26 protein-coding genes are annotated in these 26,961 nt (G+C 66.8%); 12 read left to right on the top strand and 14 right to left on the bottom strand.

Annotated features, from left to right (window positions below; genetic code table 11):
- Positions 1 to 540 precede the first annotated feature (540 nt).
- Both AC5RUU_RS17835 and AC5RUU_RS17830 read right to left on the bottom strand, forming a co-directional pair.
- A complete protein-coding gene (locus tag AC5RUU_RS17835; protein WP_493976540.1) occupies positions 541 to 1,434 on the bottom strand; it encodes an alpha/beta fold hydrolase in 894 nt (297 codons plus the stop codon).
- Positions 1,435 to 1,471: 37 nt separating this feature from the next.
- The gene (locus AC5RUU_RS17830) at positions 1,472 to 1,738 is read right to left on the bottom strand and encodes a hypothetical protein (protein ID WP_493976539.1); all 267 of its coding nucleotides are present in this window, start codon (positions 1,736 to 1,738) and stop codon (positions 1,472 to 1,474) included.
- Positions 1,739 to 1,969: 231 nt separating this feature from the next.
- On the opposite strand from AC5RUU_RS17830, the gene AC5RUU_RS17825 reads away from it, so the two are divergent.
- Both AC5RUU_RS17825 and AC5RUU_RS17820 read left to right on the top strand, forming a co-directional pair.
- Positions 1,970 to 2,431, top strand: coding sequence for a MarR family winged helix-turn-helix transcriptional regulator (locus tag AC5RUU_RS17825; protein WP_493976538.1), 462 nt, complete (start codon positions 1,970 to 1,972; stop codon positions 2,429 to 2,431).
- Entirely contained in the window at positions 2,428 to 3,687 is a 1,260-nt protein-coding gene (locus tag AC5RUU_RS17820) for an MFS transporter (protein WP_493976537.1), read from the top strand. The genes AC5RUU_RS17825 and AC5RUU_RS17820 overlap by 4 nt, the downstream gene beginning before the upstream one ends.
- Positions 3,688 to 3,858: 171 nt before the next feature.
- On the opposite strand, the gene AC5RUU_RS17815 is transcribed toward AC5RUU_RS17820, so the two are convergent.
- On the bottom strand, positions 3,859 to 4,239 hold the full coding sequence (locus AC5RUU_RS17815; protein ID WP_493976536.1) for a VOC family protein: 381 nt from the start codon (positions 4,237 to 4,239) through the stop codon (positions 3,859 to 3,861).
- Positions 4,240 to 4,486: 247 nt separating this feature from the next.
- On the opposite strand from AC5RUU_RS17815, the gene AC5RUU_RS17810 reads away from it, so the two are divergent.
- Together AC5RUU_RS17810 and AC5RUU_RS17805 are read left to right on the top strand one after the other, a co-directional pair.
- Positions 4,487 to 5,101: a TMEM175 family protein gene (locus tag AC5RUU_RS17810; protein ID WP_493976535.1), complete on the top strand. Its 615-nt coding sequence runs from the start codon at positions 4,487 to 4,489 to the stop codon at positions 5,099 to 5,101.
- 44 nt (positions 5,102 to 5,145) lie between these two features.
- The gene (locus AC5RUU_RS17805; RefSeq protein ID WP_493976534.1) at positions 5,146 to 5,541 is read left to right on the top strand and encodes a DUF1801 domain-containing protein; all 396 of its coding nucleotides are present in this window, start codon (positions 5,146 to 5,148) and stop codon (positions 5,539 to 5,541) included.
- Positions 5,542 to 5,547: 6 nt separating this feature from the next.
- Here the strand turns inward: AC5RUU_RS17805 and AC5RUU_RS17800 are convergent, their stop codons facing one another.
- Genes AC5RUU_RS17800 through AC5RUU_RS17785 form a run of 4 tightly spaced genes read right to left on the bottom strand, consistent with a single transcriptional unit; the run spans position 5,548 to position 7,930 of the window.
- On the bottom strand, positions 5,548 to 6,123 hold the full coding sequence (locus tag AC5RUU_RS17800) for a dihydrofolate reductase family protein (RefSeq protein ID WP_493976533.1): 576 nt from the start codon (positions 6,121 to 6,123) through the stop codon (positions 5,548 to 5,550).
- Positions 6,124 to 6,131: 8 nt separating this feature from the next.
- A complete protein-coding gene (locus tag AC5RUU_RS17795) occupies positions 6,132 to 6,476 on the bottom strand; it encodes an iron chaperone (RefSeq protein ID WP_493976532.1) in 345 nt (114 codons plus the stop codon).
- Positions 6,477 to 6,482: 6 nt separating this feature from the next.
- Positions 6,483 to 6,950, bottom strand: a complete 468-nt coding sequence (locus tag AC5RUU_RS17790) for an SRPBCC family protein (protein WP_493976531.1) — start codon at positions 6,948 to 6,950, stop codon at positions 6,483 to 6,485.
- A gap of 47 nt (positions 6,951 to 6,997) precedes the next feature.
- Positions 6,998 to 7,930: a 2-hydroxyacid dehydrogenase gene (locus AC5RUU_RS17785; RefSeq protein WP_493976530.1), complete on the bottom strand. Its 933-nt coding sequence runs from the start codon at positions 7,928 to 7,930 to the stop codon at positions 6,998 to 7,000.
- A 275-nt stretch (positions 7,931 to 8,205) separates the two neighbouring features.
- On the opposite strand from AC5RUU_RS17785, the gene AC5RUU_RS17780 reads away from it, so the two are divergent.
- The gene (locus AC5RUU_RS17780; RefSeq protein WP_493976529.1) at positions 8,206 to 9,450 is read left to right on the top strand and encodes an MFS transporter; all 1,245 of its coding nucleotides are present in this window, start codon (positions 8,206 to 8,208) and stop codon (positions 9,448 to 9,450) included.
- Here the strand turns inward: AC5RUU_RS17780 and AC5RUU_RS17775 are convergent.
- Both AC5RUU_RS17775 and AC5RUU_RS17770 read right to left on the bottom strand, forming a co-directional pair.
- A complete protein-coding gene (locus AC5RUU_RS17775) occupies positions 9,447 to 10,445 on the bottom strand; it encodes a phosphotransferase (RefSeq protein ID WP_493976528.1) in 999 nt (332 codons plus the stop codon). The two genes, AC5RUU_RS17780 and AC5RUU_RS17775, sit on opposite strands and share 4 nt — an antisense overlap.
- A gap of 36 nt (positions 10,446 to 10,481) precedes the next feature.
- Complete coding sequence (locus AC5RUU_RS17770) at positions 10,482 to 11,519, bottom strand: helix-turn-helix transcriptional regulator (protein ID WP_493976527.1); 1,038 nt, start codon at positions 11,517 to 11,519, stop codon at positions 10,482 to 10,484.
- 85 nt (positions 11,520 to 11,604) lie between these two features.
- On the opposite strand from AC5RUU_RS17770, the gene AC5RUU_RS17765 reads away from it, so the two are divergent.
- The 3 genes from AC5RUU_RS17765 to AC5RUU_RS17755 all read left to right on the top strand — a co-directional run bounded on the left by AC5RUU_RS17765 (position 11,605) and on the right by AC5RUU_RS17755 (position 14,415).
- Entirely contained in the window at positions 11,605 to 12,012 is a 408-nt protein-coding gene (locus tag AC5RUU_RS17765) for a DUF1304 family protein (RefSeq protein ID WP_493976526.1), read from the top strand.
- Between the two features lie 148 nt (positions 12,013 to 12,160).
- Complete coding sequence (locus tag AC5RUU_RS17760) at positions 12,161 to 13,591, top strand: FAD-binding oxidoreductase (protein WP_493976525.1); 1,431 nt, start codon at positions 12,161 to 12,163, stop codon at positions 13,589 to 13,591.
- Positions 13,592 to 13,662: 71 nt separating this feature from the next.
- Positions 13,663 to 14,415: an ArsR/SmtB family transcription factor gene (locus AC5RUU_RS17755; protein ID WP_493976524.1), complete on the top strand. Its 753-nt coding sequence runs from the start codon at positions 13,663 to 13,665 to the stop codon at positions 14,413 to 14,415.
- 78 nt (positions 14,416 to 14,493) lie between these two features.
- Here the strand turns inward: AC5RUU_RS17755 and AC5RUU_RS17750 are convergent, their stop codons facing one another.
- From AC5RUU_RS17750 to AC5RUU_RS17740, 3 genes are all read right to left on the bottom strand, one after another.
- On the bottom strand, positions 14,494 to 14,700 hold the full coding sequence (locus AC5RUU_RS17750; protein ID WP_493976523.1) for a hypothetical protein: 207 nt from the start codon (positions 14,698 to 14,700) through the stop codon (positions 14,494 to 14,496).
- A gap of 86 nt (positions 14,701 to 14,786) precedes the next feature.
- Positions 14,787 to 16,148 carry an MFS transporter gene (locus AC5RUU_RS17745; protein ID WP_493976522.1) on the bottom strand — a complete coding sequence of 454 codons (1,362 nt, stop codon included), beginning with the start codon at positions 16,146 to 16,148 and terminating at the stop codon, positions 14,787 to 14,789.
- A gap of 176 nt (positions 16,149 to 16,324) precedes the next feature.
- A complete protein-coding gene (locus AC5RUU_RS17740) occupies positions 16,325 to 16,678 on the bottom strand; it encodes a GNAT family N-acetyltransferase (protein ID WP_493976521.1) in 354 nt (117 codons plus the stop codon).
- A gap of 180 nt (positions 16,679 to 16,858) precedes the next feature.
- Between AC5RUU_RS17740 and AC5RUU_RS17735 the strand changes: the two genes are divergently transcribed.
- A complete protein-coding gene (locus AC5RUU_RS17735) occupies positions 16,859 to 17,188 on the top strand; it encodes a DUF6457 domain-containing protein (protein WP_493976520.1) in 330 nt (109 codons plus the stop codon).
- 119 nt (positions 17,189 to 17,307) lie between these two features.
- On the opposite strand, the gene AC5RUU_RS17730 is transcribed toward AC5RUU_RS17735, so the two are convergent.
- Positions 17,308 to 19,635 carry an FdhF/YdeP family oxidoreductase gene (locus AC5RUU_RS17730; protein WP_493976519.1) on the bottom strand — a complete coding sequence of 776 codons (2,328 nt, stop codon included), beginning with the start codon at positions 19,633 to 19,635 and terminating at the stop codon, positions 17,308 to 17,310.
- Positions 19,636 to 19,823: 188 nt separating this feature from the next.
- Here AC5RUU_RS17730 and AC5RUU_RS17725 point away from each other — a divergent pair, with 188 nt between their 5' ends.
- The 3 genes from AC5RUU_RS17725 to AC5RUU_RS17715 all read left to right on the top strand — a co-directional run bounded on the left by AC5RUU_RS17725 (position 19,824) and on the right by AC5RUU_RS17715 (position 26,550).
- On the top strand, positions 19,824 to 21,575 hold the full coding sequence (locus AC5RUU_RS17725; protein WP_493976518.1) for a RecQ family ATP-dependent DNA helicase: 1,752 nt from the start codon (positions 19,824 to 19,826) through the stop codon (positions 21,573 to 21,575).
- A gap of 37 nt (positions 21,576 to 21,612) precedes the next feature.
- A complete protein-coding gene (locus AC5RUU_RS17720) occupies positions 21,613 to 22,812 on the top strand; it encodes a TerC family protein (RefSeq protein ID WP_493976517.1) in 1,200 nt (399 codons plus the stop codon).
- A 96-nt stretch (positions 22,813 to 22,908) separates the two neighbouring features.
- Positions 22,909 to 26,550 carry a TM0106 family RecB-like putative nuclease gene (locus AC5RUU_RS17715; RefSeq protein WP_493976516.1) on the top strand — a complete coding sequence of 1,214 codons (3,642 nt, stop codon included), beginning with the start codon at positions 22,909 to 22,911 and terminating at the stop codon, positions 26,548 to 26,550.
- 36 nt (positions 26,551 to 26,586) lie between these two features.
- On the opposite strand, the gene AC5RUU_RS17710 is transcribed toward AC5RUU_RS17715, so the two are convergent.
- Positions 26,587 to 26,886 carry an acylphosphatase gene (locus AC5RUU_RS17710; RefSeq protein ID WP_493976515.1) on the bottom strand — a complete coding sequence of 100 codons (300 nt, stop codon included), beginning with the start codon at positions 26,884 to 26,886 and terminating at the stop codon, positions 26,587 to 26,589.
- Positions 26,887 to 26,961 lie beyond the last annotated feature (75 nt).

The following is a 26,961-nucleotide window of genomic DNA, read 5'->3' as shown; positions in this document are numbered from 1 at the left end:
ACTTGGCACACTATTGAGTTCTCAAACAACAGACACACCCGGCACCACCCAAACCACACGGTCCAAGATCGCTCCGGAGCAACTTTTCAAACTTACCCGACCACCCACCCCGACGCAAATCCATATCCCAGGATTCCCACCGGCAGGAAGACCGCCCCTACCACTTTCCAGCACTCCAAGGAGCCACCAGATTTTGGCTTGATTTTAGGGGTTTGGCCGCCCGCGGTAACCAGCTCTTCGCTGTCTCCCCCGCGGCGACTTAGAAAACAATACACGCACTCCGCCCCGACCGCAAACCCCTCGGCAAACGCTACGGGGCGGTCATAAAAACCGCGGAAATCCGGGGCAGAACCCGCCACGGCGCACCTGACTGTCCTCCCGGCGTCGTAATTTCTTTCCTGTGTCCTGCCGCACAGTGGAAGGGCGCTACGGCTACGGCTCCACAGAGGCCTTTAGCCGAGCTTCGAGTGGTGCATGGTGCCAGGCCCGGCGATGTGCGCCGGAACGGTGGTCCCCTTCGCCCAACCGGCGGGGGCTGCTTCAGGTGGGTGCCCAGCCGACCTTGCGGAGCCAGTCCTTGAGCAGCGGCAGAACCACCGAACTCTGCATCGCGCCGAGGTGGTCCAGGCCGGGCAGGACCTGGACGTCCCAGCCGGCGTCGACAAGCTCGCGTTCATGGGTAGCCAGCGGCTCCCCGATCCGCACCTGCACTCCGCCCCACTGCGGCGAATAGTCGATCCGGTCGTCCGCACCCGCGAACGCGAGCCGCGGCAGACCGGCGGGGACCGGCGCCGCTGCGTCGTCGAAACCTTGCAGGGCCTCATAGAGGGTAAGGAACTGGCGGGTCTGGTCTTCGTTGGCCTGGATTGAGGCCGAGTCCCAGTCCCCGGGTTCAACCGCGGCAGGCGGTGCAGCCGGCTCGTCCGCGGCCGGCTCCTCGACGGCGCGCGCTGCGGCTTCCCGCGCCGCGGCCTCATGCGCTGCCCGAGTGACCGCAAGCATGCTCGCGTACGGTCCGTCGAGGGGCGGAAACCCTCCCATGGCAAGCGCGCCGAGGCGGCCAGTCCGGATCGCGAGCTGCAGCCCGCAGAGTCCCAGCCATGAGTACCCGTAGTACGCGAAGGTGTCTGCTCCGGCGGCGTCCGCAATGGCCAGCAGATCGAACGTCACGTTATCCGGGGTAAGTGTTGCAGGCGCCGGAAAGGCCATGCGGTGCGCCTCGTAGTCCACGGCTATCACGCGGTTTGTCTCCGCCAGACCCTGCACGAGGTTCCGCCCCAGGTCCGGGTCCGCTCCCCACAGCCGGATGGTTTCAGCCTCCTCGGCGGTGTGCTCGGCGAGGGGCACCGGGAGCAGTACCGGCCGGCCGCTCCCCTGCACGGTGATGGAGATGGTGCTGCCGTCGTGCAGGACAGCCGCTGCCGTTGATGCCATGGTTGCTCCTTAAGCCGATGACCGAGAGGTCTGCGCCCTACTCCCCCATGCCGGGATGCACCGGAACGAAGTCGATTCTGTTGCCGGAATTCTTCCGCCCGGCCTTCGTCCGGTCATATCCCCGCGCGTCCAGGCCGTTCTTCGCCCTGAATTCCGCAAGCGCTGCGTCGTAGGCGTTGTTCAGTGTCCGGCCCGGGAATTCTCTGGTGCTGCCGTCGGTGAACGCGATCCTGATGAGGACACTGGCCGGGTAGTGCCTGTTCATCCGAATGAAGCCGTCGGCGTCCTGCTGGAGAGTAATCAAGGGATTCTGCTTTCGTCGGGGACCGAACTCCAGTTTGGCGCAGAGAGCCGCCCATTCATACAACCCACTGGCATGGTGGCGCTCCGCGAGGCGCGCCGCGCTTAGCCACATCGCCGGCACCCTGGTCGTGCTGCTCACAGTTGCTTGCCTCCTTCGGAGCATTAGGAGCATAATTGTTAGCAGAACTAATTAGCACTGCTAAGCATTTTGCCAGGAGGCGCACCCACCCAAATGACCAGCACCCACACCAAGAGCCCCGCACAGGCAGCCCCCACGTCCCCCGACACCCTCGCCATCGACCTCCGCACCGCCGTGATGCGCACCTCGCGCCGGCTCCGCGTCGAGGCAACCGGGGAGGTCATCACCCCCGGCCAGTACACGGTCTTGGCCCTTCTGAACGGCAACGGCCCCAGCACCCTCCGGGCACTCGCCGAAAGCGAGCACGTGCAGGCGCCGTCCATGACCCGCATCGTCAACGCCCTCGCCGACCAGGGTTTCGTCACCAGGACGACCCATCCCGACGACGGCCGCCAGGTACGCGTGGACATCACCGACGCAGGCAAGGAAGTCCTGTCCGAAGCCCGCAACCAGCGCACCGCCTGGTTGGCGCAGCGCGTAGCCGGACTCAGTGAGGAAGACCGTAAAATCCTCAGCCAGGCTGCCCGCATCATGCAGGAAATGAGCGGCCGATGAGCGCTATGTTCCGGGCCCTCGAAAACCGCAACTACCGGATCTGGGCCGGCGGCGCGCTGGTGTCCAACATCGGCACCTGGATGCAGCGGATCGCCCAGGACTGGCTGGTCCTGACCGTGCTCACCAACCACGACGGCGCCGCCGTCGGCATTACCACCAGCCTGCAGTTCCTGCCCATGCTGCTGCTCGGCCCCTACGGCGGCGTCCTGGCCGACCGCTTCCCCAAACGCAGGATAGTGCTCTGGACCCAGGTGGCCATGGGGATCACCGGCCTGGCCATCGGCCTCCTGGTGGTCACGGGCACCGCCCAGCTCTGGCACGCCTACCTGGCGGCCCTCTGCCTGGGCATCGCCAGCGCCATCGACGCCCCTGCCCGCCAGGCCTTCGTGTCCGAACTGGTGGGCCAGGACAACATCTCCAACGCCGTGGCGCTGAACTCCGCCTCCTTCAACACCGCCCGGCTCACCGGCCCCGCCATCGCCGGCGTCCTGATCGCCTGGGTGGGAACGGGCCCGGTCTTCCTGCTCAACGCGGCCAGCTACGCCGGCGTGATCATCTCACTGTTCCTGATCAACAGCTCCGCGCTGGTTCCGTCCGTCCGGGCCGAGCGCGGCCAGCACCAGGTGGCCGAGGGCGTCAACTATGTGCGGCGCCGCCCGGACCTGGTGCTGATCATGGTCCTGGTGGGCATCCTGGGCGCGTTCGGCATGAACTTCCCCATCACCAACGCCCTCATGGCGACCACCGAATTCGGCGTGGGTCCGGGCGAGTTCGGCCTCCTCGGCTCCATCATGGCGGTAGGCACGCTCGCCGGCGCACTGCTGGCGGCGCGCCGGTCCAGGCCCCGGCTGCGGTTCCTGCTGGGCGGGGCCCTGGGCCTTGGCGCCTTCACGCTCCTGGGCAGCGCGTCGCCGTCGTTCTGGCTCTACGCCGCCGTGCTCATCCCGGTGGGCCTGGCCTCCATCACGTTCCTGAACAGCTGCAACACCAGCATCCAGCTCTCGGTGGAGCCCCAGTTCCGGGGCCGCGTGCTCGCGCTCTACCTGGCCATCCTGCAGGGCGGCACCGCTGTTGGGGCGCCCCTGATGGGCTGGATCGGCAGCGAGTTCGGCGCACGCTGGTCCGTTGCGGCGGGCGGCGTCGTGGTCCTGCTGACCGGCCTGGCCGCGGTGGTCGTGGTCAGCCGCAGGAACCGGCTCACCTTCCGCGGCGCCCTCCGGATCGCGTTCAGCGGGAAGCGCGAGCCCGCAGTCTAGCGCGAGGCCGCCGTCCAGCGTAGGCAGGCGCCTGAGGAACGCACGACGGCGACGCCGGGCTTCCGCTGCCCGGCACCCCTGGTGAGGGGTGCTTCGGGCCGGAAGTGCCGGCGTCGTACGTTTGTCTCGTGTCCCTTGGCCGGGCTGCCCCGTGCCTGCATGGACGAGGGCCTACATGGACGAGATGTTGAGGATATTGCCCTCGCTGTCCAGGAACCAGGCACCCTTGCCCACGTCGTCCATGTTGGCGATGCCGTTCTCGGTCTTCAGCCCTGGCTGGTCGTAGTCCTCAAAGACCACGCCGCGGCTCCGCAGATCCTCCACCTCGCGGTCGAAGTCCGGGCACACCCAGCCCATCTGCGTGTTCTTTGCGGTACCCGCGTTGTCTGTCTGGTACAGCATGAAGGCGGTCCCCTTACCGCAACGGTAGATCGCAACCTCCTCCCCCATGGTCTGGTCGGGTTCAAGGCCCAGCTTGTCGCGGTAGAAATCCCTGGCCCGGTTGATGTCCTTGGCGGGCAGTACAGCCATGATTTCCATATCTTTGAGCATGACAAATCTCCTTGCCGCATATGATGGCGATGCTCTCCCCCTGTGGCGGCCGGGCCCGCGAATGGGCGGGCCGCGTAGCCGCCCTTTGCGCCGACTGCCGGGGCGGCCACCTGGGACTCCAAGCTCAACGCCAGCCATCATCGGCGCGGGGTCCCCGAAAGCTTACGAGGCCATTATGGAACCGAAACAGCGCCGGGGAAATAGGGCAAAATGTGCCCAAGGGTGTTTCGGCTTAGGGGGTGTTGGCGTGGATAAATCGGTGCCGCTTGAACGCATGGTTTTCTTCAGCGACGCGGTGTTTGCCATCGCGCTCACCCTCCTGGCCCTGGACCTCAAGCTGCCTCTGGGGATCCCGCCGGAACGCCTGACTTCCGAGCTGATCGACGCCATTCCGGAACTGCTGGCGTTTGCGCTCTCCTTCCTGATCATCGCCCGCGTTTGGATGTCCCACCACAACGACTTCTTCCGCATCCGGGACTTCAACCCGCAGCTGGCGTGGCTGAACATGCTGCTGCTCTTCTTCATCGTTATGCTGCCCGCCCCCACCGCTGTCCTCAGCGACTACGGCGGCAACCCGAGCCCGTGGCCCAGCGTGCTGTATGCCACCACCATCTCGGGCGTGTACCTGACCCTCGCCGGGATGTGGACGTACGCCTGGCGGAAGGGCCTGACGGATGACACGGTGGACGAATTCGAGCACCGGCGGGTGTTCCGCGCGCGGTTGACGGCCCCCGCAGTGTTCCTGCTCAGTATCCCGGCCGCGTTCGTCCTGGGCAGCAACACCCCGTTCATGTGGTTCCTGATCATCCCGGCCGCCCTGATTACCCGCAGGCTCTCGATGCGCAGGGCGGGCATGGCGTAGATTCTTGTATCTACGCCGTTGGCCCTTTTTCAGGAGCGGTGACCATGGACTACATCAAAGACCCGCGTGTTGACCAGTACATCGACGCCCTCCCGGACTGGCAGCAGGCCGTCTGCCGGCAGGTGCGCGACCTGGTGCATGCCGCCGACCCCGAGGTGGAGGAGACCATCAAGCGCACGGTGCAGCCGTACTTCGTCCTGAAGGGCAACATCTGCGCGCTCCTCGCAGCGAAGGACCATGTCAATGTGTTCCTCTACGACGGCGGCCTGGCCCCGGATCCGCAGCACATCATCACGGGCGGGCACGGCAACCAGACCGGCCGAACCGTGGCCTTTCACGAGGGCGGGGTTGTGAATGAGGAAGCGCTGCTGGACATGTTCCGGGCGATCATCGCCAATAACCGGGCCGGCGGCTGGCGGAAGATCAAGGGCGGGGCCTAGCTTTTCCTATGTAACACTGGAACCCCGGCTCGCGTAGCGCAGCAGGACCACGCCGTTGCCAAAACCGCGGGTCTCCACCAGGTCCAGGTCGGCCGTGAACTCCGGCGACCGGAACACGCGCCGCCCCTGGCCGATGAGCACGGGATGGACGTAGATCCGGAACTCGTCAATCAGGCCGTGCCGCATGAAGGTTCCGGCCAGGTCGGCGCCGCTCATGACCAGGTCGCCGCCGGTTTCCGCCTTCAGTTCCTCGATTTCTTCAGGCACGACGTCGGAAACCACCTTGCTGTTCCAGCCCGCCGCCGGAAGGGTGCGGGAGAAGACGTACTTGGGCATGTCGCGCCAGATGCCGGCGAACTGGACCATCGCCGGGCTGGTGTCCGGGTCCTGGTCCGCCGTCGGCCAGAATTCGGCCATCAGCTCGAAGGTGACCCTCCCCTCGATAATCACGCTCATCGCACCTATCTCGTCATTGAAGTGCTGGAGCAGTTCCTCGTCCACCCGGTGCCAGCTGATGTCCCGGTCCGGCCCTTCAAAAAAGCCGTCAACAGACACCGCGTTGGAAAGGATGATCTTGCCCATGCTGGTCCCTACTTCCTGATCTCGGCCTGCCGGAGCCGGACAATGTCCGCCACCACATCATCTGGCAGCGGGTTGTCTGCCGTGAAGCGGATGGTGCCCTTGGAAAGCGGGAATCGGGCGAGCCGGCCGGCCACCGCTTCCACCACGGCCGGCGAGAACGGGAAGACCGAGAGATGCTTTGCGGCGGCAACTACTCCCATCAGGGGCTTTCCATCCAGCTTGAGGGCGGGCATGCCGTAGCTCATGCCCTCCGTGGCCTCCGGAACAAGGGCGCGGGCAATCCCGATGACGTGCTGCAGGCAGCCGCGGTCCGGTTCCTGCAAATCCGCCAGCGCATCGTCGACGACGCCCACGGCTGCCTAGCTCTTCTTCGAGGCCACGGCCGACGCCAGCGATTTCAGCCCGCGTTCAAAGTCAGATCCCACCAGCTTGTCCATGTTCATGAACAGTGCGAACAGTTTGGCGGCGCCCTTGTTCTCACCGGTCATCACCCAGCTGACCTCGGTGCCGCCCGCTACAGGGGTTAACGTGAAGGTGGTGGGGTTCAGCGCCTTGAAGGGCTTGGTGAACTCCAGGCGTATCTTGACGGTGCTGGACGGAACGGACTCAACGATTTCCATCGTCCCGCTGCCCGCCTTGCGGTTCCCGCTCCACTCGTAGCCTGCGCCCACGCCGGATTCCGGGCCGAAGTAGCGCCGGCTCATGCCGGGGTCCACGGCCTCCCACGGGGACCAGGCGGTCCACTCGTGGAAGTTGTTGACCAACGGAAAGATGTGTTCAGGGGCGGCAGGAATGACCGCGCTGCGGCGGACTTCGTAACTGGACATGGGCCCAGCATAGGAGCCCGGGCCACCCCTGAACAGGGACCACGGGGTTACCGGGGAGACGGACCGCCCAGCACCACGTTCACGGGCTCCTTGCCTTCGAGCAGCAGCCCGATCTGTTTCCTGATCAGCCGGACCATCCGCGGGAACATCGCCGAGCTGGCGCCGCCCACGTGTGGGGTGACCAGCACGCCGGGCGTGGTCCACAACGGGTGGCCGGCCGGCAGCGGCTCCGGGTCCGTGACGTCCAGCGCTGCGCGCAGCCGCCCGGAGGAGGTTTCCGCCAGCAGCGCGTCGGTATCGGCCACCGGCCCGCGGGCAACATTGACCAGCAACGCTCCGTCCGGCATCGCGGCCAGGAACTTCGCATCCACCAGCTGTTCGGTCTGCTCGCTCAGCGGGACGCTCACCACCACAATCTCGTGCAGCGGCAGCTGCTCATACAGCGAGTCGATTCCATGAACCGTTCCGCCCGCTTCCTCCCGAGCGCGGCTGGCCATCCTGGTGACCTCGGCCTCGAACGGCAGCAGCCGGGCCTCAATAGCCTTGCCCACTCCCCCGTAGCCCACCAGCAGCACGCGCCGGTCTGCCAGGCTGGCCCGCTGGCTGTTGTCCCAGACGCCGGACGCCTGGTTCCGGACGAAGTCGGGGATGCCCCGCTGGCTGGCGATCATCATGCCTAGGGCAAGCTCCGCCGTCGACGTCTCATGGACTCCTGCCGCGTTGGCGAAAACGCAGCCCCCAGGCAGGACGGCTGCGACGCCGTCGTACCCGATGGACTGGCTCTGGACCAGGCCGACGTCCACGCCCTCAAGCGCGGCCAGCGCCGCGGGCTGGCCCATGTAGCCCGGAACCAGCAGGTCCAGCCGGCCCTCGGGTGCAGGACCGGTCAGGTCCCAGAGGACAAAGTCGACGCCGTCAACGGGCTCGAGCGCGTCCAGCAGCTTCTGGTCGGGCAGGCACACCCGCAGCCGGGCCGTCACTCGGCAACCCCGTACAGTACGACCAATTTCCGGTTGCCCATGGCGTTCTCCTGCTTTCTTGTCCGGACGACAGTCCGGCGGACGCTTACCTCCACCAATCTACTCAGCGCAGGACGAACCCCGGCAGTATGACAGTCACCCAAACTGCCATACAGACGGCGCGGAAAGGGCTTGTCACGTGTATGACAGCGCCCCTGATCCTGTAAATTTGAGGGAGGAATCTGTCCGGCCAGCCCGCCGCGTTCCGCCCCTCCCCTTGAATGGATCCCTTCCGCATGCCTTCCGCGTTGTCCGCGCCTGCCCCTGCCCGTTTTCCCTACGCCGCGATGGCGGTCCTGGCCACCATCGCCTTCACCGCCATCACCACCGAACTCCTGCCGTCCGGGCTGCTGCCGCAGATCAGCAGCGGCCTGAACGTGTCCGAGCCCGTGGCAGGTTACCTCGCCGCCGCGTACGCCGCCGTCATTGTGGTCACGGTGGTTCCGGCTGCGCGGCTTCTGGCGGGGATCCCCCGGCATGCCCTGCTGGTGGGCCTGGTCCTCATATTCGCGGTCAGCAACGCCTGGGTGGGCCTCGCCCCGGATTTCACGACGGCGGTGATCGCCCGGATGGTGGGCGGGCTGGCGCACGGTCTGCTCTGGACCACCATGGCGCCGTTCGTCGCCCGGGTGGTCCCGGCGGACAAGGTGGGCAAGGCCCTGGCCATCGTGTTCAGCGGCAACAGCCTGGGGCTTGCCATCGGCGCACCCCTGGGTACGGCGCTGGGCGGCTTCCTCGGCTGGCGGGCCGCGTTCCTGGTGCTGGCCTGGTTCGGCCTGGTCCTGACAGTCCTTGCCTTCTTCCTCCTGCCGCGGGTGCAGCGCATCTCCAACGCCGCCCGCCCCTCGATGCGCCGCGCCATCGCCGAGCCCGGGGTGAAGTCGGTGGCCATCGCGTGGCCGCTGCTGGTCCTGGCGCACTTCGCGCTCTTCACCTACATCGCCCCGTTCATCCGTGAGGCCGCCCTGCCGGACTACGCCATCAGCCTCTCCCTCACTGTGCTCGGCGTCTCCGGCCTGCTGGGCATCTGGGTGGCCGGCCTCACCGTGGATTCGCACCCGCGGCGTTCGCTGCTCATGACGACGGCGGCAATCGCCGCGTCGATGTTCCTGTTGCCTTTGGCCGTGGGTAGCCTTCCGGTGGCCCTGGTGCTGATGACGGTGTGGGGTGCTGGCCTTGGGGCGATCGGCATTTACAACCAGTCCGCGATCCTCCGCGCCGGCGGGGAGTACCAGGAGGCAGCCAACGGGCTCACCGTGCTTACCATCCAGCTGGGCATCACCGTCGGTGCGTTGTACGGCGCCGGCGCTTTAGTTGTGGGCGGGCCGCTGCTGGTCCCCATTGCCGCCGCCCTTCCTGTGGTGGCCGCCCTGGCGATCGCCCTTGCCGGCAAGCGCCACGCCTACCCGCCGGGGCCACGGGAGCAGGTTTGGCTGGAGCCGCGGCCGGTGGCGGCGGACAACGTGAAGGATCCCGCCTAGGCCAACACGTCCGCCGTCGCCAGCAGAAGGCTGCGCTGGTCCCGGTAGTGAACGCGCAGGGAAACAGCCAGGTCATGAAGCCAGCCGGGCTGCCCATCGCTGGTGTCCAGGACTTGGGGTGCCTCCAGGAGTTGCTGCGCCGCGAAGGCCGCCCGCGGCAGCAGGAGCTCCCGGGGCGTGACACTGTGGCCGGACGCGCGCTGGTAGCCCTCGAGGAGGGCCGCCAGGAGCTCCGGATGTTCCGGGGAGGCGGGATGCGGTCCCAGAAGGTCCCGGGCTGCTGACGCCACATCCGCCGCAGCCGACATTGCCCCGGATTCGTCGAGGTCGAAGCATGTGGGCCACCCGTCAGACCAGCGCAGGTTGTCGAGCTCGAAGTCGCCGTGGCCCATCACGAGCGGCGTGGCCCGGCTGGTTGCCAGTAGTTCGCCCAACGCTGTCGACGCCTCCGCCAGTTCCGGATCCTCCGTTGCAGCAGGGGCAGCTGCCAGGGCGGCGAAGGGATCCGGCTGCTCCGGCTGAACCGGGGTGGCCAGCGGGCCCGCCGCGCGGTGGAAGGCAGCCAGCGCCGCTCCCCAGGCGGCGGCAGCACCGGCGTCGAGCTCTTCAACGTCCAGCTCGTCCCCGTCCACCCTGCCCACGACGCTGCCGTACATGTCGCCGAGCGGGGTGCCGACCCGCTCCACCACGCCATTTGTACGGGAGCGGAAGACCCGTGCAACGGAAGCGCCGCCGGCTGCCAAGCGGGAGTTGAGCCGGGAGCCCCGGGCAAGCCGGCAACCGGCGGGGCCGGTTGCCGGCGCGAACCGCGCGTACAGCACACCTCGGGAATCAGCCCCCGGCGGGACGACAAACACGTGGGCCGCGGACGAACGCCAAAAGCGGAGGCTGCCCTCGGGCAAGCCCCAGCGTTCCCCAACGGCATCGGCAACCGGGGAGCGCCACTCGTGGTCAACAGTCTCCCGCAACGCGGCGATCTGGCTCAGGGGCAGCATGCAGACCATCCTGACATGCGCAAGGCAGCAAACCGTTTAGGCGGACAGCCTGGCCACCAGCTCGCCCCGGCTGCCCACTCCCACCTTTCCGAAGATCGCCTTCAGATGGTCGTGCACCGTATACGGGGAGATGAACAGATGGTCGGCAATCGCGGCGCTGGAGCTGCCGGACCTGAGCTCCAGGCAAACCTCCTGTTCGCGGGGCGTCAGCCCGTACGCCGAGAGGAGCAGCGTGAGCAGCTGGTGTGTGGAGGCAGGCTCTACGGTCACTACCATCTGCTCCGGATCATCGCCGGTGATCAGGCGGCTGGCCTGCAGGACCACCCAGCTGCCGTCGGCGTCCCGCATCCGGGTCCTGGCCGTCCCGGAGGGTGAGGCTTTGGCCTGGGCAACCACTGCGAACAGCACCATGCTGAATTGGCCGTGGGCGGCGGCGTCCAGGTCCGTCAGCCAGGACACGGCCGCGGGCGTTGCTGCGCGCAGTTCGCCACGCTCACCTGCCAGGACAATCACGGGCCCGTTGGAGTGCTGCCACAGCTGGTTGCGCATCCGAGCCGCGACGCGGGTGGCGGCGGCGAGCGCAGCCGTGACCGCAGCCAGGAACTCCACCTCGCGGTCGCTGAAGTCCTGGCCCGCTTCGCGGAAGAGGCTGCCCACCCCCCAGCACGACTGGTCCACCCGGAACGCTCCGCGGAGCTCGTGGACCAAACCCACGGGACGCAGCAGGTCGTTGACCCGCACGCTGCCGGCCACCTCCTGCTGCGGGGCATCGGAAAGCCGTGCCACCGGGACAGGGCGCAGGGAGAGCCTGGCGAAGGTATTGGGTTCGTGCCCCTCATATTCGGACTGCGCGAAACGGACTGCATACTCATCCGTGACGGGCCAGGGCCGCCAGTTGGTCACGGAGTTCATCACTAGGGTTTCGGGGTCGACGCCGGCCCAGCAGGCCTGGTCGAACGGCACCGACTGCCGCACCAGGCCGAGGGCCGCGCGGTAGAGGTCCGCCAGCTCAAGTCCGCCGGCGGCGAGCACCGCGATCTCGCGGCGGGCACGCTCTGCGCGCTCCTCCCACATAGCTCCAGTATCCGCCTGGAGCCCCTGCCCGCAATCCCCTGTTTTGGGGATGGGAGCGCGCGCTTCCTGCGCCTAGCCTTCGACCATGAACATGATGTCCCAGGTATTTGCCGTGCTGGCCGTGGTGATCTACGCCGGAGTGTTTCCGGTGGAAAGCTTCCTGCTTCGGCGGAAGCCGTGGGCGCAGAAATTCCTGAGCACCCCGCCGGAAAATGTACCCGCGGTGATGATGTGGGCCATCCCCACGGGCTACAAGAACCTGGTGATCGCACTGGGCGTGGCGGCGGGCCTGGTGGCGGTGAACATCGGCGAGCTGGTGGTGGGCTACACCCTGGTGGTCTACTGCTGCCTCAACATGGTGCTTACCGCGCCCACCATGCTGCTGGCAGACCTGCAGGGGCATTACCCCAAGAAATGGGACAGCGTCCCGGGCACCCTCGCCGCCACGCTGCCGGCCCTGCTCGCGTTGATCTTCCTTCCCCTGGGGCCATAGGTACGCAGGTTCGGACTATTGACCCCCGTTGGGGACCGCCAGATACTTGGAGTGCCGTTTGCCTACCGAGCCGTCTCAGCGCGCACTTATAGTTCAAAACCAGCCGGATCAACGGGGAACCCGGCACCCTCTCTGGCGAGGTCAGATCATGGATACCACGGAACCGGGCCGTTCAGAAGACCAGATCACCAACGCGCTGGCCGAGTTGCGAAGCCAGCTCAGCGGAAGCCTCCTCGAACCGGGAGACCAGGGATACGAGGAAGCCCGCAGGGTGTGGAACGGCATGCATGACCTCCACCCCAGGGTTATTGTGCTCGCCGGCTCGGATGCCGATATTGACCCGGCCCTGGCGGCAGCGCACGCTACGGGACTCAAGCTGGCAGTGCGCGGCGGCGGGCACAACGTGGCCGGCCACGGCAGCGTGGAGGGCGGCCTGGTCCTGGACCTGAGCAGGCTTCGCCGCGTCACCGTGGATCCCGCCACGCGGCTGGTCAGCGTGGAGCCGGGGGCAACCCTGGCAGATGTGGACCGGGCCACGGTAGAGCACGGCCTGGCCGTTCCCTTGGGGGTCATCAGCGCCACAGGCATTGCCGGCCTGACGCTGGGTGGCGGCGTGGGCTGGCTGACCCGGAGCAATGGCCTGACGCTGGACAACCTGGAGTCCGCAAGCGTGATCACTGCCTCCGGTGAGCGGCTGCAGGCCAGTGCGGAGGACAACCCGGACCTGTTCTGGGGGCTGCGGGGCGGCGGCGGCAATTTCGGTGTGGTTTCCGCTTTCACGTTCCGGGCCCGCCCGCTGCCCCAGCCCGTCCTGGGCGGGAACCTTTTCTACCGCCAGGAGCACTGGAAGAAGGCTTTGGCCGGCTTTGAGGCCTGGACGCGGGACCTGCCCGACGAGATGAACCCGATCATCAGTTTCTTGGTCCTGCCTCCCGAATTCGAGCTGGGCGATTCCATGTGGATGATCATCGGCTGCGCCTGGGCGGGCGCTGACCATCAGCCTGGCCTGGAGCTCATCCAGCAACTGCGGGAACTAGCTCCGCCGGACGAGGAGGAGGTGGGGCCGGTTTCCTGGATTGAGTGGCAAAGCGCCATGGACAGCCTCTTCCCCACGGGTTCACGCGGCTACTGGAAGAACGTCTCCTTCTCCCGGCTGGACGAGGAGGTCATCGAGGTCGTGGCCGGCTTTGCGTCCGAGGTGCGGTGGCATGGCACCGGGATCGATATCCACCTTCTAGGAGGAGCCTTCGGCCGCGTCCCGGAGGAGTCCACTGCCTACCCCAACCGGTCCTCGCGGTTCCTGTTGAACGTTTACGGTTTCTGGTCCGCCGCGGACGACGATGCCCGCCTGACCCGTTTCGCCCGGGAGGCGCACGCACGGATGCAGCCCTTCGCCGAACAGGGCGAGTACCTGAACTTCCTGGGCAGCGAAACCCGGCAGGACCCGCACGCCGCGCGGCTGACGTACGGCGCTGACAAGTACGAGAACCTCACCGACCTCAAGCAGCGGTACGACCCCAGCAACCTTTTCAGCCGGAACCACAACATCCAGCCGCGCCAGCCGTCTGCAGCCCCGTAGGCCGGGGCACCAAAGAAGGCGAAATAGGAACCCCTTGATATGTGACTATTTAGTCACCTATCATCGGGGGTATGGACGACGTGTTCAAAGCACTCGCCGACCCCACCCGCCGGGACCTGCTCGATGAGTTGTTCCGCGAGGACGGCCAGACCCAGAGTGCGCTCGAGGCACGGTTCGACATGACCCGGTTCGGGATCGCCAAGCACCTCCGCCTGCTCGAGGAAGCAGGCCTGGTGGTGACCCGCCGTCGGGGCCGGGAAAAGCTGCACTTCCTGAACCCGGTACCCATCCGCCTGGTCCACGACCGGTGGGTGAGCAAGTACGCAGAACCATGGGCCGCTGCCCTCAGCGACCTCAAATCCAGATTGGAAAGTCCCATGGAAAAAATCTTCGAGATCTACATCAAGACCACGCCCGAGCGGCTCTGGGAAGCGATCACGGACAGCACTATCCGCAGCAACTACCAGTTCGGCAACACGTTCGAGGCCGAGTGGAAGCCCGGCGGCAGGTTCGTGATGAACAACGCCAAGGCCGACGAACCGCTGGGCGACGGGGAGATCCTGGAGGTGGATCGGCCGCGCCGGCTCGTCCAGACGATGCGCGCGCTGTGGGGCGAGGACGTCAAGGCGGAGGGTACCTCCACCATCACGTGGGAAATTGAACCGGTGGGCGATTCGTGCCACCTCACAGTCACGCACAGCGGCCTCCGCGAAGGCGCCAACGAGCAACTCTACGGCGGCTGGCCGATGATCCTGTCCGGCCTGAAGACGTGGCTGGAAACCGGTGAAAAGCTCACCACGCCGGGTTCCTTGATGTACACATGACGCGCGGGCAGCGACGACGACGGCGGCCGCCCCTGCCAGCGGACGGTTCCGCCACCGCCCGGGAGGCTTGTGCGGGGCTCAGGTCCGGCGCGTGCCGTCCCATCCGCGGTGCCGGAGCTTGCGGCTGGCAAACAGGGAGCCGCCCATGAACAGCACGCCCAGGACCACGGCGGCCACCCCGAGGTAGAACCAGGGGCCCCGGGTGAAAATCATCAGCGCCACACCGATGATGCCCAGGCCCTTGGCAGTGATATCCAGGTACAGCTGAACCTTCGGAGAGTCCATATGTCCACGATAAGCCCGGCGGACTGATCTTTGAGGCTCCCGTCCAGGGACGCCAGGGTCCGGGTCCAGGCTTCTTGAGCGGTTTCCTACGCCTCCCGCTGCCGCCACAGCAGGCTCACGCCGAATGTCACCACGCAGAGGACCAGCATCGCCAGCACCATCCGCGCCCAGCTTTCCCGGTCCACGCCGCCCGCCGCGAAGACGCCGATCATCACGGTTGCGGTGATGGCCCCCACGTACCGGCAGGTCTGGTAGATCCCCGCCGCCACTCCGCGCTCCTGCGGCCGGGTGGACACAAACATGCCCTGGTTGGAGGCGATCCCCACTGTCCCGTAGGGCACCCCCATGAGCGCTGTCATCACCACCACCAGCGGTATGGCCAGGGTGCCGGTCAGCAACCACATCAGCCCGGCCACCGCAGTCAGAAGGACGACGCCGGCAAGCAGCACGCGCCGCACCCCGAACCTTCCCATCGCCTTGACCGCCCACGGCGTTGCGACCACGGACATGGCCGCCAGCGGCAGCATCAGCAGGCCCACGACGCCGGGATCGTAGCCGCCGGCCTCCTGCAGCAGCTGGGGCAGACCGAAGAAGACGAAGTAGTACACGCTGCTGAACACCGCAAACGCAACGTACACGAGCATCAGCGGCCTGTTCCGTCCCAGTAACCGAAGGTCGAGGAACGGCCGGTTGAAGCGCAGCTCACGCCAGGCGAACAGTGCCCCGATCACCGTTCCTGCCCCCAGCATCCACCACCGGTAACCGGGCGCGACGTTGAGCGCGGCCATCATCACCAGCAGCAGTGCGCCCACGAACGCCAGGATCCCCGGGATGTCCGAGTCCCGCAGCAGCTCCGCCACGCTCCCCCGCTCCCTGGCGTTGTCCGGCGGGGCTGCCTGCCGCACGATGAGCAGGGCGGCGAGCGCCAGCGGCACGTTGACCAGGAACAGTGCCTCCCATCCGACCAGGCTAACCAGCAGGCCACCCACCACGGGCCCGACGGCGGCAGCGGAGGTGTTTGCCATTTGCAGGCGTCCCAGCGGGTGGGCAGGTTCCACCCCCGCCCGGTGGGCAATGGCACCGACCATCACCACCGCGCTGGGATAGGCGGTGGCCGTGCCGAGGGCCATGACCGCCCGGGCAACGCAGAGGAGGGCGAAATTCGGGGCGAGCGGTGCCAGCGCACAAGTGGCGGCAACCAGGGCCATTCCCAGCATGAACATCCGGCGCGGTCCGAACCGGTCCGCCAGCCTTCCCATCACCGGCTGCCCCGCAGCGGAGGCGAGGTAGAAGGACGTGACCACCCAGGTGACAGCAGCGACGTCCAGCCCAAAATCGGCGCGAAGTACCACTAGGGCCACGGCGATCATCGAGGAGTTGAGGGGGTTCAAGGCCGTGCCCAGGCTGAGGCCTGCGACGGCCAGGGCAGTCCGGGGGTTGTTGCTCACGGTAACAGTGTGGTGCAAGGCTCTTCGCCTGCGCGACTTCGTGACCCGGAGCGGCGGCGGCCCCTGCGACGGCCAGAACCATCCTCGACGCGCAGATTCCCGGGCGCGGCCCGAATTGCGGGGGCGCCAGGTCAGGTGCGCGTCGAGACCCGATAGGCGCGTCGGGGACGCCGCTGCTACGCCTGGGCGCGGGCGGCCAAAGCCGCGTCCAGGAACTCCAGGTGCGCCGGCTTCACGGCCACGGCGCTGCCCGCGTACTCGGGGTGCTTGGCCAGGAACTTCTTGATGAATGGGCATACCGGCACGATTGCCAGCCCGGCTGCGACCGTCTCATCCAGTGCCGCCGTGGCCAGCCGGCCGGCCAGGCCCTGGCCGCCGAACTCCTCGTTGATCACCGTGTGGTAGAAAATCCGCTGCGGTGACGCGCCGCCGTCGTACTCCTTGTACGCCGCCTTCCCGATGACGCTCCCGGCGTCGATGATTTCGAAGCGCTCGCGCTCGGCGTTATGGCGGACGGTGATGTCACTCAAGGGGATCTCCTTCGATGCGGTGTGGCCTCTGCAAAGCCTAACCCGGGCAGAAACGCCCTTATTTCCCTGGCGGTGCCGCTTCGGAAACAGGGGTATCGGGGACCGGTGACTTCCGTCGCGAAGCCTTGTAGTGTCGGCACCGGACAACAGAACGGCAGATTCGACGGCAAGGAGCGGACCATGGCAGTCAACAGCGACGAAGCACGGATACTGGACCAGTGGAGCAACCGGCTGGCCCAAGCACTGCAGATCCTGGACATGGATGTGGACCATGAGCTCCTCCTTGACCTGGCCCGCAAGTCCGCGGACAACGTCATCCATGCCGCCGCGCCGGTCACCACGTTCCTGGTTGGCTACGCCGCGGGCTTGGATGCGGGGACAGGCAGCGCGGGGACGAGGGAGGCTTCATCCGCTGCCGTGGAAAAGGCCGCCCGGGTTGCCTTCCAGCTGTGTGAGGACGGGCACGACGGCGGTCCCGCCAGCCGCGGCTGGGCTGACACGGCGCAGTAGCAGGAGTATCCCCGTCTTTGGGACAAATCCCCGCTGCATGCCACGGGGAAAAGTCCAAAAGGCGGGGACTCAAGGATCCGGCACCAAGGATCCCCCACCAAGGGAACGGCAGAAGGGACTTAGCCCGCCGCCGTTGGTTCCTCCTCCAGCGCTGGCACGGGCTCGAGGCGGACAATGACTGCCTTTGACGCCGGAGTCTGGCTTCCCTCCGCCACGCTTTCCAGCGGCACCAGAACGTTGGCCTCCGGATAATACGCGGCCGCACAGCCGAGGGCTGAGGGGTAGGACACCACCCGGTAGTTCCGCAGCACCCGGTCCGCCCCATCGGTATACACGCCGTGGATGTCCACGTGCTGCCCGTCTTCAAGCCCCAGTTCAGCCAGGTCGGCCGGGTTCACGAACACCACCTCGCGGCCCTTCTTGATCCCGCGGTACCGGTCATTGTGGCCGTAGATGGTGGTGTTGAACTGGTCGTGCGAGCGCATGGTCTGCAGGATCAGGGTCCCGGCCGGGCGCTCCACATGCTCCAGTTCGTTGACCGTGAGCATGGCCTTGCCGGTGGGCGTGTTGAACGTGCGGGAATCGCGTGGCCCGTTGGGCAGGACGAACCCGCCCTCCTGCCGGACCTTGCGGTTGTAGTCCTCGCACCCGTTCACCACATGGGAGATATGGTCCCGAATGAGGTCGTAGTTCTTCTCGAAGCCCGCCCAGTCCGCCGAGGTCCGGTCGCCCAGGGTGGCGGCGGCGAGCCTGCAGACGATCGCCACCTCGGACAAAAGCCCCGGTGCCACCGGCTCCACTGTTCCGTGCGAGGCATGGACCGCGCAGACGGTGTCCTCAACCGAAACGAACTGGGGTCCGGATTCCTGCCTGTCGATCTCCGTCCGGCCCAAGGTGGGCAGGATCAGGGCCTCGGCGCCGGTGACTGCGTGCGAGTGGTTGAGCTTGGTGGAAATCTGGACGGACAGCTCTGTCTTCTCCATCGCCTCCTCAGCCGCATGCGTGTCTGAAATGGCACCCACAAAATTGCCGCCGAGCGCAATGAAAGCCTTGATGCCGCCGTCGCGCATTGCCCTGACGGTCTGCACGGCGTCCAGCCCGTGGTCGCGGGGCGGCTCGAAGTCGAACTCTTGTCCCAGCGCGTCCAGGAAGGCGGGCGGCATCTGCTCCCAGATGCCCATGGTCCGGTCACCCTGGACGTTGCTGTGCCCGCGGATGGGCGAGGCGCCGGCGCCCGGCTTGCCCATGTTGCCGCGGAGCAGCAGCAAGTTGATCATCTCCTTGATGGTGGCAACACCCTTTTTCTGCTGCGTGATGCCCATGGCCCAAGTGATGATCACCCGGTCCGCGGCAAGGTACCGCGCCGCCAGTTCCTCGATCTCCTCAAGGCGCAGCCCCGTGGCTTCCAGCACCGTTGCATCGTCCAGCTGCGCCACGTGGGCGCGCAGGTCCTCCAGCCCGTCGCAGTGCTCTGCAAGGAACTCGTGGTCCAGCACCTTCCCGGGATTCGCGTCTTCGGCCTCGAAAACGCGCTTGGAGACGGCCTGCAGCAGCGCCATGTCGCCGCCGATCCGCACCTGCAGGAACTGGTCGGCCAGGTCCGTGCCGTGGCCGATGACGCCCTTCACCCGCTGCGGGTTCTTGTACCGCATCAGCCCGGCCTCCGGCAGCGGATTGACCGCCACGATCTTGCAGCCGGCATCCTTGGCCTCCTCCAGCGCGGTGAGCATCCGCGGATGGTTCGTGCCGGGGTTCTGGCCCATGACGATGATGAGGTCTGCCTTGGCGAAGTCGTTGTAGGAGACCGTGGCCTTGCCCACGCCGATGGTCTGCCCCATGGCCCAGCCGGACGACTCGTGGCACATGTTGGAGCAGTCCGGCAGGTTGTTGGTGCCGTAGGCGCGAATGAACAGCTGGTAGAGGAACGCGGCCTCGTTGGACGTCCGGCCGCTGGTGTAGAAGGCGGCCTGGTTGGGGTCAGGCAGCGACTTGAGTTTGTCGGCGATGATGCCGAACGCCTGCTCCCAGCTGACCGGCCGGTAGTGGTCCTCCCCCGCTGGTTTGTACACCGGTTCGGTCAGGCGGCCCTGCATGCCCAGCCAGTATTCGGACCGCTTCCGCAACTCGCTGACAGGGTGCTCGGCCCAGAACCCGGAAGCGATGACCACCGGGGTGGCTTCCCAGGTCACCGCCTTGGCCCCGTTCTCGCAGAATTCGAACATCTTGCGGTGGCCTGGATCCGGCCACGCGCAGCTCATGCAGTCGAAGCCGTCCTTCTGGTTCAGCGCCAGCAGGGTTTTCCGGGACCGTTCCAGCCCCATGTGCTCCAGCGCCGGCTTCATGGAGTAGTAGACGCCGGGCACTCCGGCCGCCCAGGTCTTCGGGTGGCCGGTCACTTCCAGTTCGGACTCGTCTGCTTCTTCGACCTTCGGGTTCTTGCGCGTCACGGTGCACACTCCTCGGCTGCTTCCTGGTCCCCATACCAACGGCGCCTGCCGGCGGACCAGTTTCTTCCACAGTTGTTCGTCCCGTCACCGAAGTCAAGGGATGGACGACGGCGGCGCGCGGCTGGCGTAGGCTGGTTCCCACGGCTGAAGCAAGCGGCCGCGGGACCCACTGCGCGGAGCTGCCTTTCATGTCCGACACTTCTGCCCTCGCCGCACTTGCGGCGTCTTCCTTCTCCCTGCCCGGGCTGCGGGACGGCCAGCTGGCCGGCATCAGCGCACTGGCCGCGGGCCGGGACGTCCTGGCCGTGATGCCCACCGGCTACGGGAAATCCGCCATCTACCAGGTGGCGGCACTGCAGCTTTTCAACGCGACGGGACGCCCCGCCGTCGTGGTTTCCCCGCTCATTGCCTTACAGGAGGACCAGCAGGACGGGCTGGCCGGGGACCTCGGTGCGCAGGCCGCCGTCGCCATCAATTCCTCCCACAGCGATTCGGAAGTGGAGTCCGCGTGGCAGGCGGTGGAGTCGGGGAAAGCCACGTTCGTGTTCCTGGCCCCGGAGCAGCTGGCCAAGCAGGAAACCGTGGAGCGTATCGCTGCCCTGGACATCTCGCTGTTCGTGGTGGACGAGGCGCACTGCGTCTCCTCCTGGGGCCACGACTTCCGCCCGGACTACCTGAACCTGGGCAACGTCCGGGAACGGCTCGGCAACCCGCCGGTGGCCGCCCTCACCGCCACCGCGTCCCCGCCGGTCCGGGACGAGATCGTGGAACGGTTGGGCATGGAGGATCCGCTGGTGCTGGTCCGTGGCTTCGACCGGCCCAACATCAGCCTGGACGTGGTCCGGCACCAGGAGGACAAGGGCAAGCGGAAGGCCGTGCTGGAGCAGGTGGCCGGGCTTGCCCGTGACGGACAGGGCCTCCTGTATGCCGCCACCAGGAAGGACACCGAGAAGTACGCCGCCAAACTCGCCGGCGACGGGCTGCGGACCGAGGCATACCACGCCGGCAGGTCTGCAGCAGACCGGGAGCGGATCCACGAGCAGTTCCTTGAGGACGGGCTGGATGTGGTGGTGGCCACCACCGCATTCGGCATGGGCATCGACAAGGCGAACGTCCGCTTTGTGGTCCACGCGGACATCCCTGAGTCGTTGGATGCCTACTACCAGGAGATCGGCCGTGCCGGGCGGGACGGCGAGCCGGCCGCCGCCGTACTGCACTACCGCGCCGAGGACCTGGGCCTGCGGAAGTTCTTCAGCACGAGCACGCCGGATCCGGACAACCTCCTGGCCGTGCTGAAGGTCTTCAAGGCCGCCCATGGGCCCACGCCCAAGACGTCCCTGGCGGAGCTGACCGGCTACCCGGTCCGCCGGGTCACCGGGCTGGTGAACCAGCTGGAGGAGGCAGGAGCCGTCACTTCCGGCAAGCGCGGTATCCGCCTCGCTTCCAAAGCCAAGCTGCCCGCCCTGGTGGACCGCGCCGTCGAACTCGCCGAGGCCCGGCAGCGGGTGGAGCAGTCCCGCCTCACCATGATGCGCGCCTACGCCGAGACGGACGGCTGCCGGCGGCAGTTCCTGCTGGGCTACTTCGGCGAGGACCTGCCCGAGGCGTGCGGCAACTGCGATGGCTGTACCGCCGCTGCCGCCCGCCCTGACGTGCAAGGGAAGAACGACGACGGCGGGCCGGGCAGGAAGGCAGGTAAGAAGGCCCAGGCAGGGAAGAATCCGGGCAAGGAAACGCGTGGCGACGGCGGTGCTCCGGCGGGCGCCGCGGATTCCGACGAGCCGTTCCCGCTCCAGTCCACCGTGGTGCACAAGGAGTGGGGGCCCGGCCTGGTGATGCGGCACGAGGACGACGTCATCACCGTCCTGTTCGAGCAGGAGGGCTACAAGACGCTGTCGCGTTCCGCCGTCGTGCAGAACGAACTGCTGCGGCCCGCTTAGGTAGGCTTGAAGGAGACCCCGACGAAAGGCCTGCCGCATGGAAGTACCCTCAATTGTCTGGACCCTGACGGTCGCAGGAATCGTTGGCCTGCTGGCCTTCGACTTCTTCTTCCACGTGCGCAAGGCGCATACGCCCTCGCTCAAGGAATCCTCCATCTGGTCTGCCATCTACGTCGGCATCGCCCTGCTGTTCGGGCTGGGGGTGCTGGTTGTCGGCGGGCCGACGATGGGTGCGGAGTACTTTGCCGGCTACATCACGGAGAAGGCGCTGTCCGTGGACAACCTCTTCGTGTTCCTCATCATCATGGCCAGCTTCCGGGTGCCGCGAGCCGACCAGCAGAAGGTGCTCCTGTTCGGCATCGTCTTCTCGCTGATTGCCCGCACTGCGTTTATCTTCCTGGGTGCGGCGCTGATCAACAGCTTCGCGTGGGTCTTCTACATTTTCGGCCTCATCCTGCTCATCACCGCCGGAAACCTGCTCCGGCCAAACGGCCACGACGACGAATCAGAAGGCCTGGTGGTCCGGCTCGCCAAAAAGTACCTCCCGGCGTCGGCCCACTACGATGGCGACAAGCTCTTCACCGTTGAGAACGGCAAACGCGTCCTCACCCCGATGCTGCTGGTGATGGTGGCGATCGGCGGCACGGACATCCTGTTCGCCCTGGATTCCATCCCGGCCATTTTCGGCCTGACGCAGAACGTCTTCATCGTGTTCACCGCCACGGCCTTCTCCCTGATGGGCCTGCGGCAGCTGTTCTTCCTGATTGACGGGCTGCTGGACCGGCTCATCTTCCTGTCCTACGGGCTCGCCGCCATCCTGGGCTTCATCGGCGTAAAGCTGATCCTGCACGCCCTCCACGAAAACACCCTGCCGTTCATCAATGACGGCCAGCATGTCAACGTGGTGGAGGTGAGCACCGGCGTTTCGCTGACCGTCATCCTTGGCGTCCTGCTGGTCACGGTCCTGGCCTCCATCTTCAGCCCCAAGGGCAAGGCCAAGAACGCGGTCTCCGGCGCCAGGCGGCACGCCATCGAGTACCTGGACCTCAACTACGAGACGGACATGGTGGAGCGGGACAAGATCTTCGCCCGGATGTGCCGCGAGGAGGACCAGATCCGCAAGCTGCCGGAGAAGTACAAGCGGCTCATCCGCAACGAGACCGAGTTCCTGGAACTGCTCGGCAAAGCCCACGACGAGCACGACAAGGCCCAGGTCCGCGCGGACTCCAAGGGCTGACCGGCTTATTGTCGGCCCCACTTGCTACGTTTGGAGCAGGTGTAAACCAGGGCCAGGGGAACCGTCCCCGGGCCCGGCTGTCAATGGGGAGGCCCAGTGTTTCTGCTCGAAGCTGCCAACGCCGGCGCGGCTCCGGACCTGGTGTTTTCCGCCAGTGATCTGGTTGCCGCCAGCGAATGTGAGTACCGCACGCTCCGGATCCTCGACGAAAAGCTGGACCGAGCCCCCAAAGCCGAATTTCCTCCAGACGAGATGCGCGTCCGGGCCGGTGAACTCGGCGACCGGCACGAGCAGACAGTCCTGGCCAGCCTGATCCGGAAATACGGCCAGTGGGACGCAAGCCGGGGCGCCGGCGTCTATTGCCTGGAACGCGGGCAGAACCTGCGCGGTGAACTTCAGGCCAAGCACGCGGAGACGGAGCTGGCACTCCGGTCGGGGGCCGACGTCGTTTTTCAGGCCACATTCTTCGACGGCGAGTTCCTCGGCTACGCGGACTTCCTGGTGAATGAGGCAGCAGGCACCGGAACCCCTGGCCGCTACGAGGTCTGGGACACCAAGCTCGCCCGGCACGCCAAAGTGGGCGCGTTGTTGCAGCTCGCCGCCTACGGCGACCAGCTTCTGGGCATGGGGCTTGAGCCCTCCCCTGTCGCCACCCTGGTGCTGGGCACCCGGGTGGGTGACGACTGGCTCCGCAGCAGCCATTCCCTTCCTGACCTGCTCCCCGTTTTCCGCGAACGACGACGGCGCTTCCGCCAGCTGACAGCCGGCCACCGGGCCGCCGACGTGCCGGTGGCGTGGGAGCAGCCCGGCATTGTGCACTGCGGCAGGTGCGATTACTGCGCGGAACAGGTGCAGCTTCACCGGGACCTGCTGATGGTTGCCGGGATGTCCGTGGTGCGGCGCCGGAAGCTCCGCGCCCAAGGCATCACCACCATCGACCAGCTGGCGGCGATGCCTGCGGACGAAGCACATGACCCAGTGGTCCGACTCCGGGCGCAGGCCAGGATGCAGCTGGGACTGGACCAGGCAGCCGGGTCGCGGACGTTCACCAGGGACGGACAGCCGCACACGGTTTCCTACACTGTCCTGCCGGACAACACCATCGGTTCTCTTCCCGCGCCCAGCCCGGGCGACATCTTCTTCGACTTTGAAGGTGATCCACTCTGGCAGGACCCGGCCACGGGCGTGTGGGGCATCGAGTACCTCTTCGGCGTGATCGAGGCCCCGGAGCCGGGTGCTGGAGGCGATCCTGTCTTCCGCCCGTTCTGGGCCCATTCACGGTCCGGCGAACGCCGCGCCTTCCTTGATTTCCTTGACTACGTGGAGGAGCGCCGGGCGCGCTACCCCGACATGCACGTCTACCACTACGCTCCGTACGAGAAGACGGCGCTGCGCAACCTGTCCCTTGTGCACCAGGCAGGTGAAGAGACGGTGGACGACTGGCTCCGGCAGGGCCTCCTCGTGGACCTCTATGCCACGGTCCGGCAGTCGCTGCGGATCTCGGAGGCGTCGTACTCCATCAAGAAGCTGGAACCGTTGTACATGGGTAGCAACCTGCGTTCCGGGGAGGTCAAGGACGCCGGCGCCTCCGTCGTCGCCTATGCGGCCTACTGTGCGGCCAGGGACGCGGGCCACCAGCAGGAGGCGGGCAAAATCCTTGCTTCCATCTCCGACTACAACCAGTACGACTGCCTATCCACCCTCCGGCTGCGGGACTGGCTCCTGGACGTCGGGGCGGAAGCCGGGAACAAAGCACAGGCCGGGGCTGAAACAACTGGTGAGCGCCGGCTGGCAGGCGAGCCGGCGGACCGCCCGGCCAGCAGGGAACGTCCGGATTCACCGGACGAGACCCCCGAGGAGTCCGTGCTCCGTGAGTACTTGGCGGTCCTGCCCGATAACCGGCCATGGACAGATGACGAGCGGGCCGTGGCCATGGTGGCAGCCGCCACCGGATACCACCGGCGCGAGCGCAAGCAGTTTTGGTGGCAGCATTTCGACCGGGTGGAAGCGCCCCTTGAACACTGGTCCGACCAGCGGAACGTGTTCGTGGTCCAGTCCGCAGAGGTTTCGTCGGACTGGGCGCTGGCCAAGCCCCGCGAACGGATGCGGACCCGGGTGCTGCGGCTGCGCGGCACCATGACGGAGGGCTCGGATTTCCGGACGGATTCCAACTGGTGCCGGCTGTACGACGCTCCCCCGCCCGAGGGCATGGCGGCGCCGGGTGCCGCCCCCGGGGCCAGGGCCTACACCTTTGGCACCAGGATCAGCGAGCTGTCTCCCGCGCCGGACAACCCGGAGCACACCATCATCACTATCTACGAGCGGGAGTCAAAAAAGGTCGCCGCCTACCCGCACCTGCCGATAGCCCTGACGGAGGACGAACCGTACTACACCGACAGCATTGAGGCCGCGATCGCTGAGATCGCGCGCAGCGTGGGCTCGTCCCTGCCCTCACTGCCCGCCCAGCCGGGGCTGGATATCCTCCGGAAGCAGCCGCCACGGTTCCGCTCCCTGCCCGGCCCGGTTGAGGTCCGGCATGCGCCGGACGGCTCGGCGGACTACGCGTCTGCCATGACGGAGTCGCTCCGGGACCTCGATCACTCTTACCTCGCCGTCCAAGGTCCTCCGGGCACGGGCAAGACCTACGTCGGCGCCCACGTGATCGGCCGGCTTGTGGCCGAGGGCTGGAAAATCGGCGTGGTGGCCCAGTCCCACAACGTGGTGGAGAACCTGCTGTGCCGGGCCATTGAGACCGGCGGGGTGGACCCCGCCGTCGTGGGCAAGAAGCTGGCGGCACCGCACGACGTGCCGTGGGCTGTGACGGGCGACGGCGGCGTGTCACGCCTGCTGTCCTCGTCCGGAGGGTGCCTGGTGGGCGGAACAGCCTGGACCATGACCGGCAAGGAAGTTCCGGCCGGGTCTTTGGATCTGCTGGTGGTCGATGAGGCAGGGCAGTTCTCGCTGGCCAACACGCTTGCCGTGTCCCGTGCCGCAAGCCGGCTGCTCCTTCTGGGCGACCCGCAACAGCTGCCGCAGGTGACGCAGGGCGCGCATCCCGAGCCTGTGGACGAGTCCGCGCTGGGCTGGCTTGCCGCCGGTCATGCCACCCTTCCGGCACAGTTGGGCTACTTCCTGGCGGACAGCTGGCGGATGCACCCGGAGCTGTGCCGGGCGGTGTCGCAGCTCAGCTACGAAGGCAAACTTCAGGCAGCTCCGGCTGCTTCGCTGCGCGAACTCGAGGGCCTTCCGCCCGGCGTGGAAACCGTATTCGTGGACCACACCGGCAACACGACCAGTTCGAAGGAGGAAGCCGCCGAGGTGGTCCGGCAGGCCCGGCGCCACCTGGGCCTGAAGTGGACCCCGGGACCGGACGCCGACGCGGGGCCACTGGACCAGCAGGACCTCCTGGTGGTGGCCGCGTACAACGCCCAGGTCCACTTGATCCGGAAATCCCTGGAAGAAGCTGGCCTGTCCAATGTGCGGGTAGGAACGGTCGACAAGTTCCAGGGCCAGGAGGCGCCGGTGGTGTTTGTCTCGATGGCGTGCAGTGCGGTGGCGGAAGCACCGCGCGGGGCGGAGTTCCTGCTGAACCGGAACCGCATCAACGTTGCAGTGTCCCGGGGGCAGTGGCGGGCGGTCATCATCCGCTCCCCCGAGCTCACCAGTTATATGCCGCATAAGCCGGCGGCGCTGGAAGAGCTCGGCGCTTTCATCGGCCTCAGCCCGCGCGGGGACTAACGGCACCACGAAGGCGGGGGTTCCAATCAGCCCGGGTCAACGTGCCCGGAAGCCGCGGAAGCTTCCCTCGGCTGCAGTGATGGATTCCTCCACCCGTTCCACCCGGCCGGGGGTTCGGTCGGAGTTGAGCCAGTCGAGGAGCTCGCGAACCTGCGGCTCGGGGCCTTCGGCAACCACGGCCACCGAACCGTCGTCGAGATTTTTTACCTCGCCGGTCAGGCCCAGCTCCTCTGCTTTGCCCATCGTCCAGAAGCGGAAGCCCACTCCTTGCACCACGCCGAACACGCGCGCACTCAACCGGACCGCGTCCGAGCCCGACCCAACGTGGCTGGCCATGGTGCTCCTCCTCAGGCACGCGCCCCAACCCAACTAGGCAGCAGTAAACGTCGTTATGAGCGCTCAAAACGACAT

Source organism: Arthrobacter sp. K4-10C (assembly GCF_059090085.1).
Note: the sequence above shows the minus strand (reverse complement) of the source record. Positions and strands in the feature narration are given on the sequence as shown.

Bases quoted from the DNA above. Each gene is read 5' to 3' on its own strand.
- AC5RUU_RS17835 (WP_493976540.1), bottom strand. From the start codon at position 1,434: ATGGCATCAACGGCAGCGGCTGTCCTGCACGACGGCAGCACCATCTCC.
- AC5RUU_RS17825 (WP_493976538.1), top strand. From the start codon at position 1,970: ATGACCAGCACCCACACCAAGAGCCCCGCACAGGCAGCCCCCACGTCC.
- AC5RUU_RS17820 (WP_493976537.1), top strand. From the start codon at position 2,428: ATGAGCGCTATGTTCCGGGCCCTCGAAAACCGCAACTACCGGATCTGG.
- AC5RUU_RS17815 (WP_493976536.1), bottom strand. From the start codon at position 4,239: ATGCTCAAAGATATGGAAATCATGGCTGTACTGCCCGCCAAGGACATC.
- AC5RUU_RS17805 (WP_493976534.1), top strand. From the start codon at position 5,146: ATGGACTACATCAAAGACCCGCGTGTTGACCAGTACATCGACGCCCTC.
- AC5RUU_RS17800 (WP_493976533.1), bottom strand. From the start codon at position 6,123: ATGGGCAAGATCATCCTTTCCAACGCGGTGTCTGTTGACGGCTTTTTT.
- AC5RUU_RS17790 (WP_493976531.1), bottom strand. From the start codon at position 6,950: ATGTCCAGTTACGAAGTCCGCCGCAGCGCGGTCATTCCTGCCGCCCCT.
- AC5RUU_RS17780 (WP_493976529.1), top strand. From the start codon at position 8,206: ATGCCTTCCGCGTTGTCCGCGCCTGCCCCTGCCCGTTTTCCCTACGCC.
- AC5RUU_RS17775 (WP_493976528.1), bottom strand. From the start codon at position 10,445: ATGCTGCCCCTGAGCCAGATCGCCGCGTTGCGGGAGACTGTTGACCAC.
- AC5RUU_RS17770 (WP_493976527.1), bottom strand. From the start codon at position 11,519: ATGTGGGAGGAGCGCGCAGAGCGTGCCCGCCGCGAGATCGCGGTGCTC.
- AC5RUU_RS17765 (WP_493976526.1), top strand. From the start codon at position 11,605: ATGAACATGATGTCCCAGGTATTTGCCGTGCTGGCCGTGGTGATCTAC.
- AC5RUU_RS17760 (WP_493976525.1), top strand. From the start codon at position 12,161: ATGGATACCACGGAACCGGGCCGTTCAGAAGACCAGATCACCAACGCG.
- AC5RUU_RS17755 (WP_493976524.1), top strand. From the start codon at position 13,663: ATGGACGACGTGTTCAAAGCACTCGCCGACCCCACCCGCCGGGACCTG.
- AC5RUU_RS17750 (WP_493976523.1), bottom strand. From the start codon at position 14,700: ATGGACTCTCCGAAGGTTCAGCTGTACCTGGATATCACTGCCAAGGGC.
- AC5RUU_RS17735 (WP_493976520.1), top strand. From the start codon at position 16,859: ATGGCAGTCAACAGCGACGAAGCACGGATACTGGACCAGTGGAGCAAC.
- AC5RUU_RS17725 (WP_493976518.1), top strand. From the start codon at position 19,824: ATGTCCGACACTTCTGCCCTCGCCGCACTTGCGGCGTCTTCCTTCTCC.
- AC5RUU_RS17720 (WP_493976517.1), top strand. From the start codon at position 21,613: ATGGAAGTACCCTCAATTGTCTGGACCCTGACGGTCGCAGGAATCGTT.
- AC5RUU_RS17710 (WP_493976515.1), bottom strand. From the start codon at position 26,886: ATGGCCAGCCACGTTGGGTCGGGCTCGGACGCGGTCCGGTTGAGTGCG.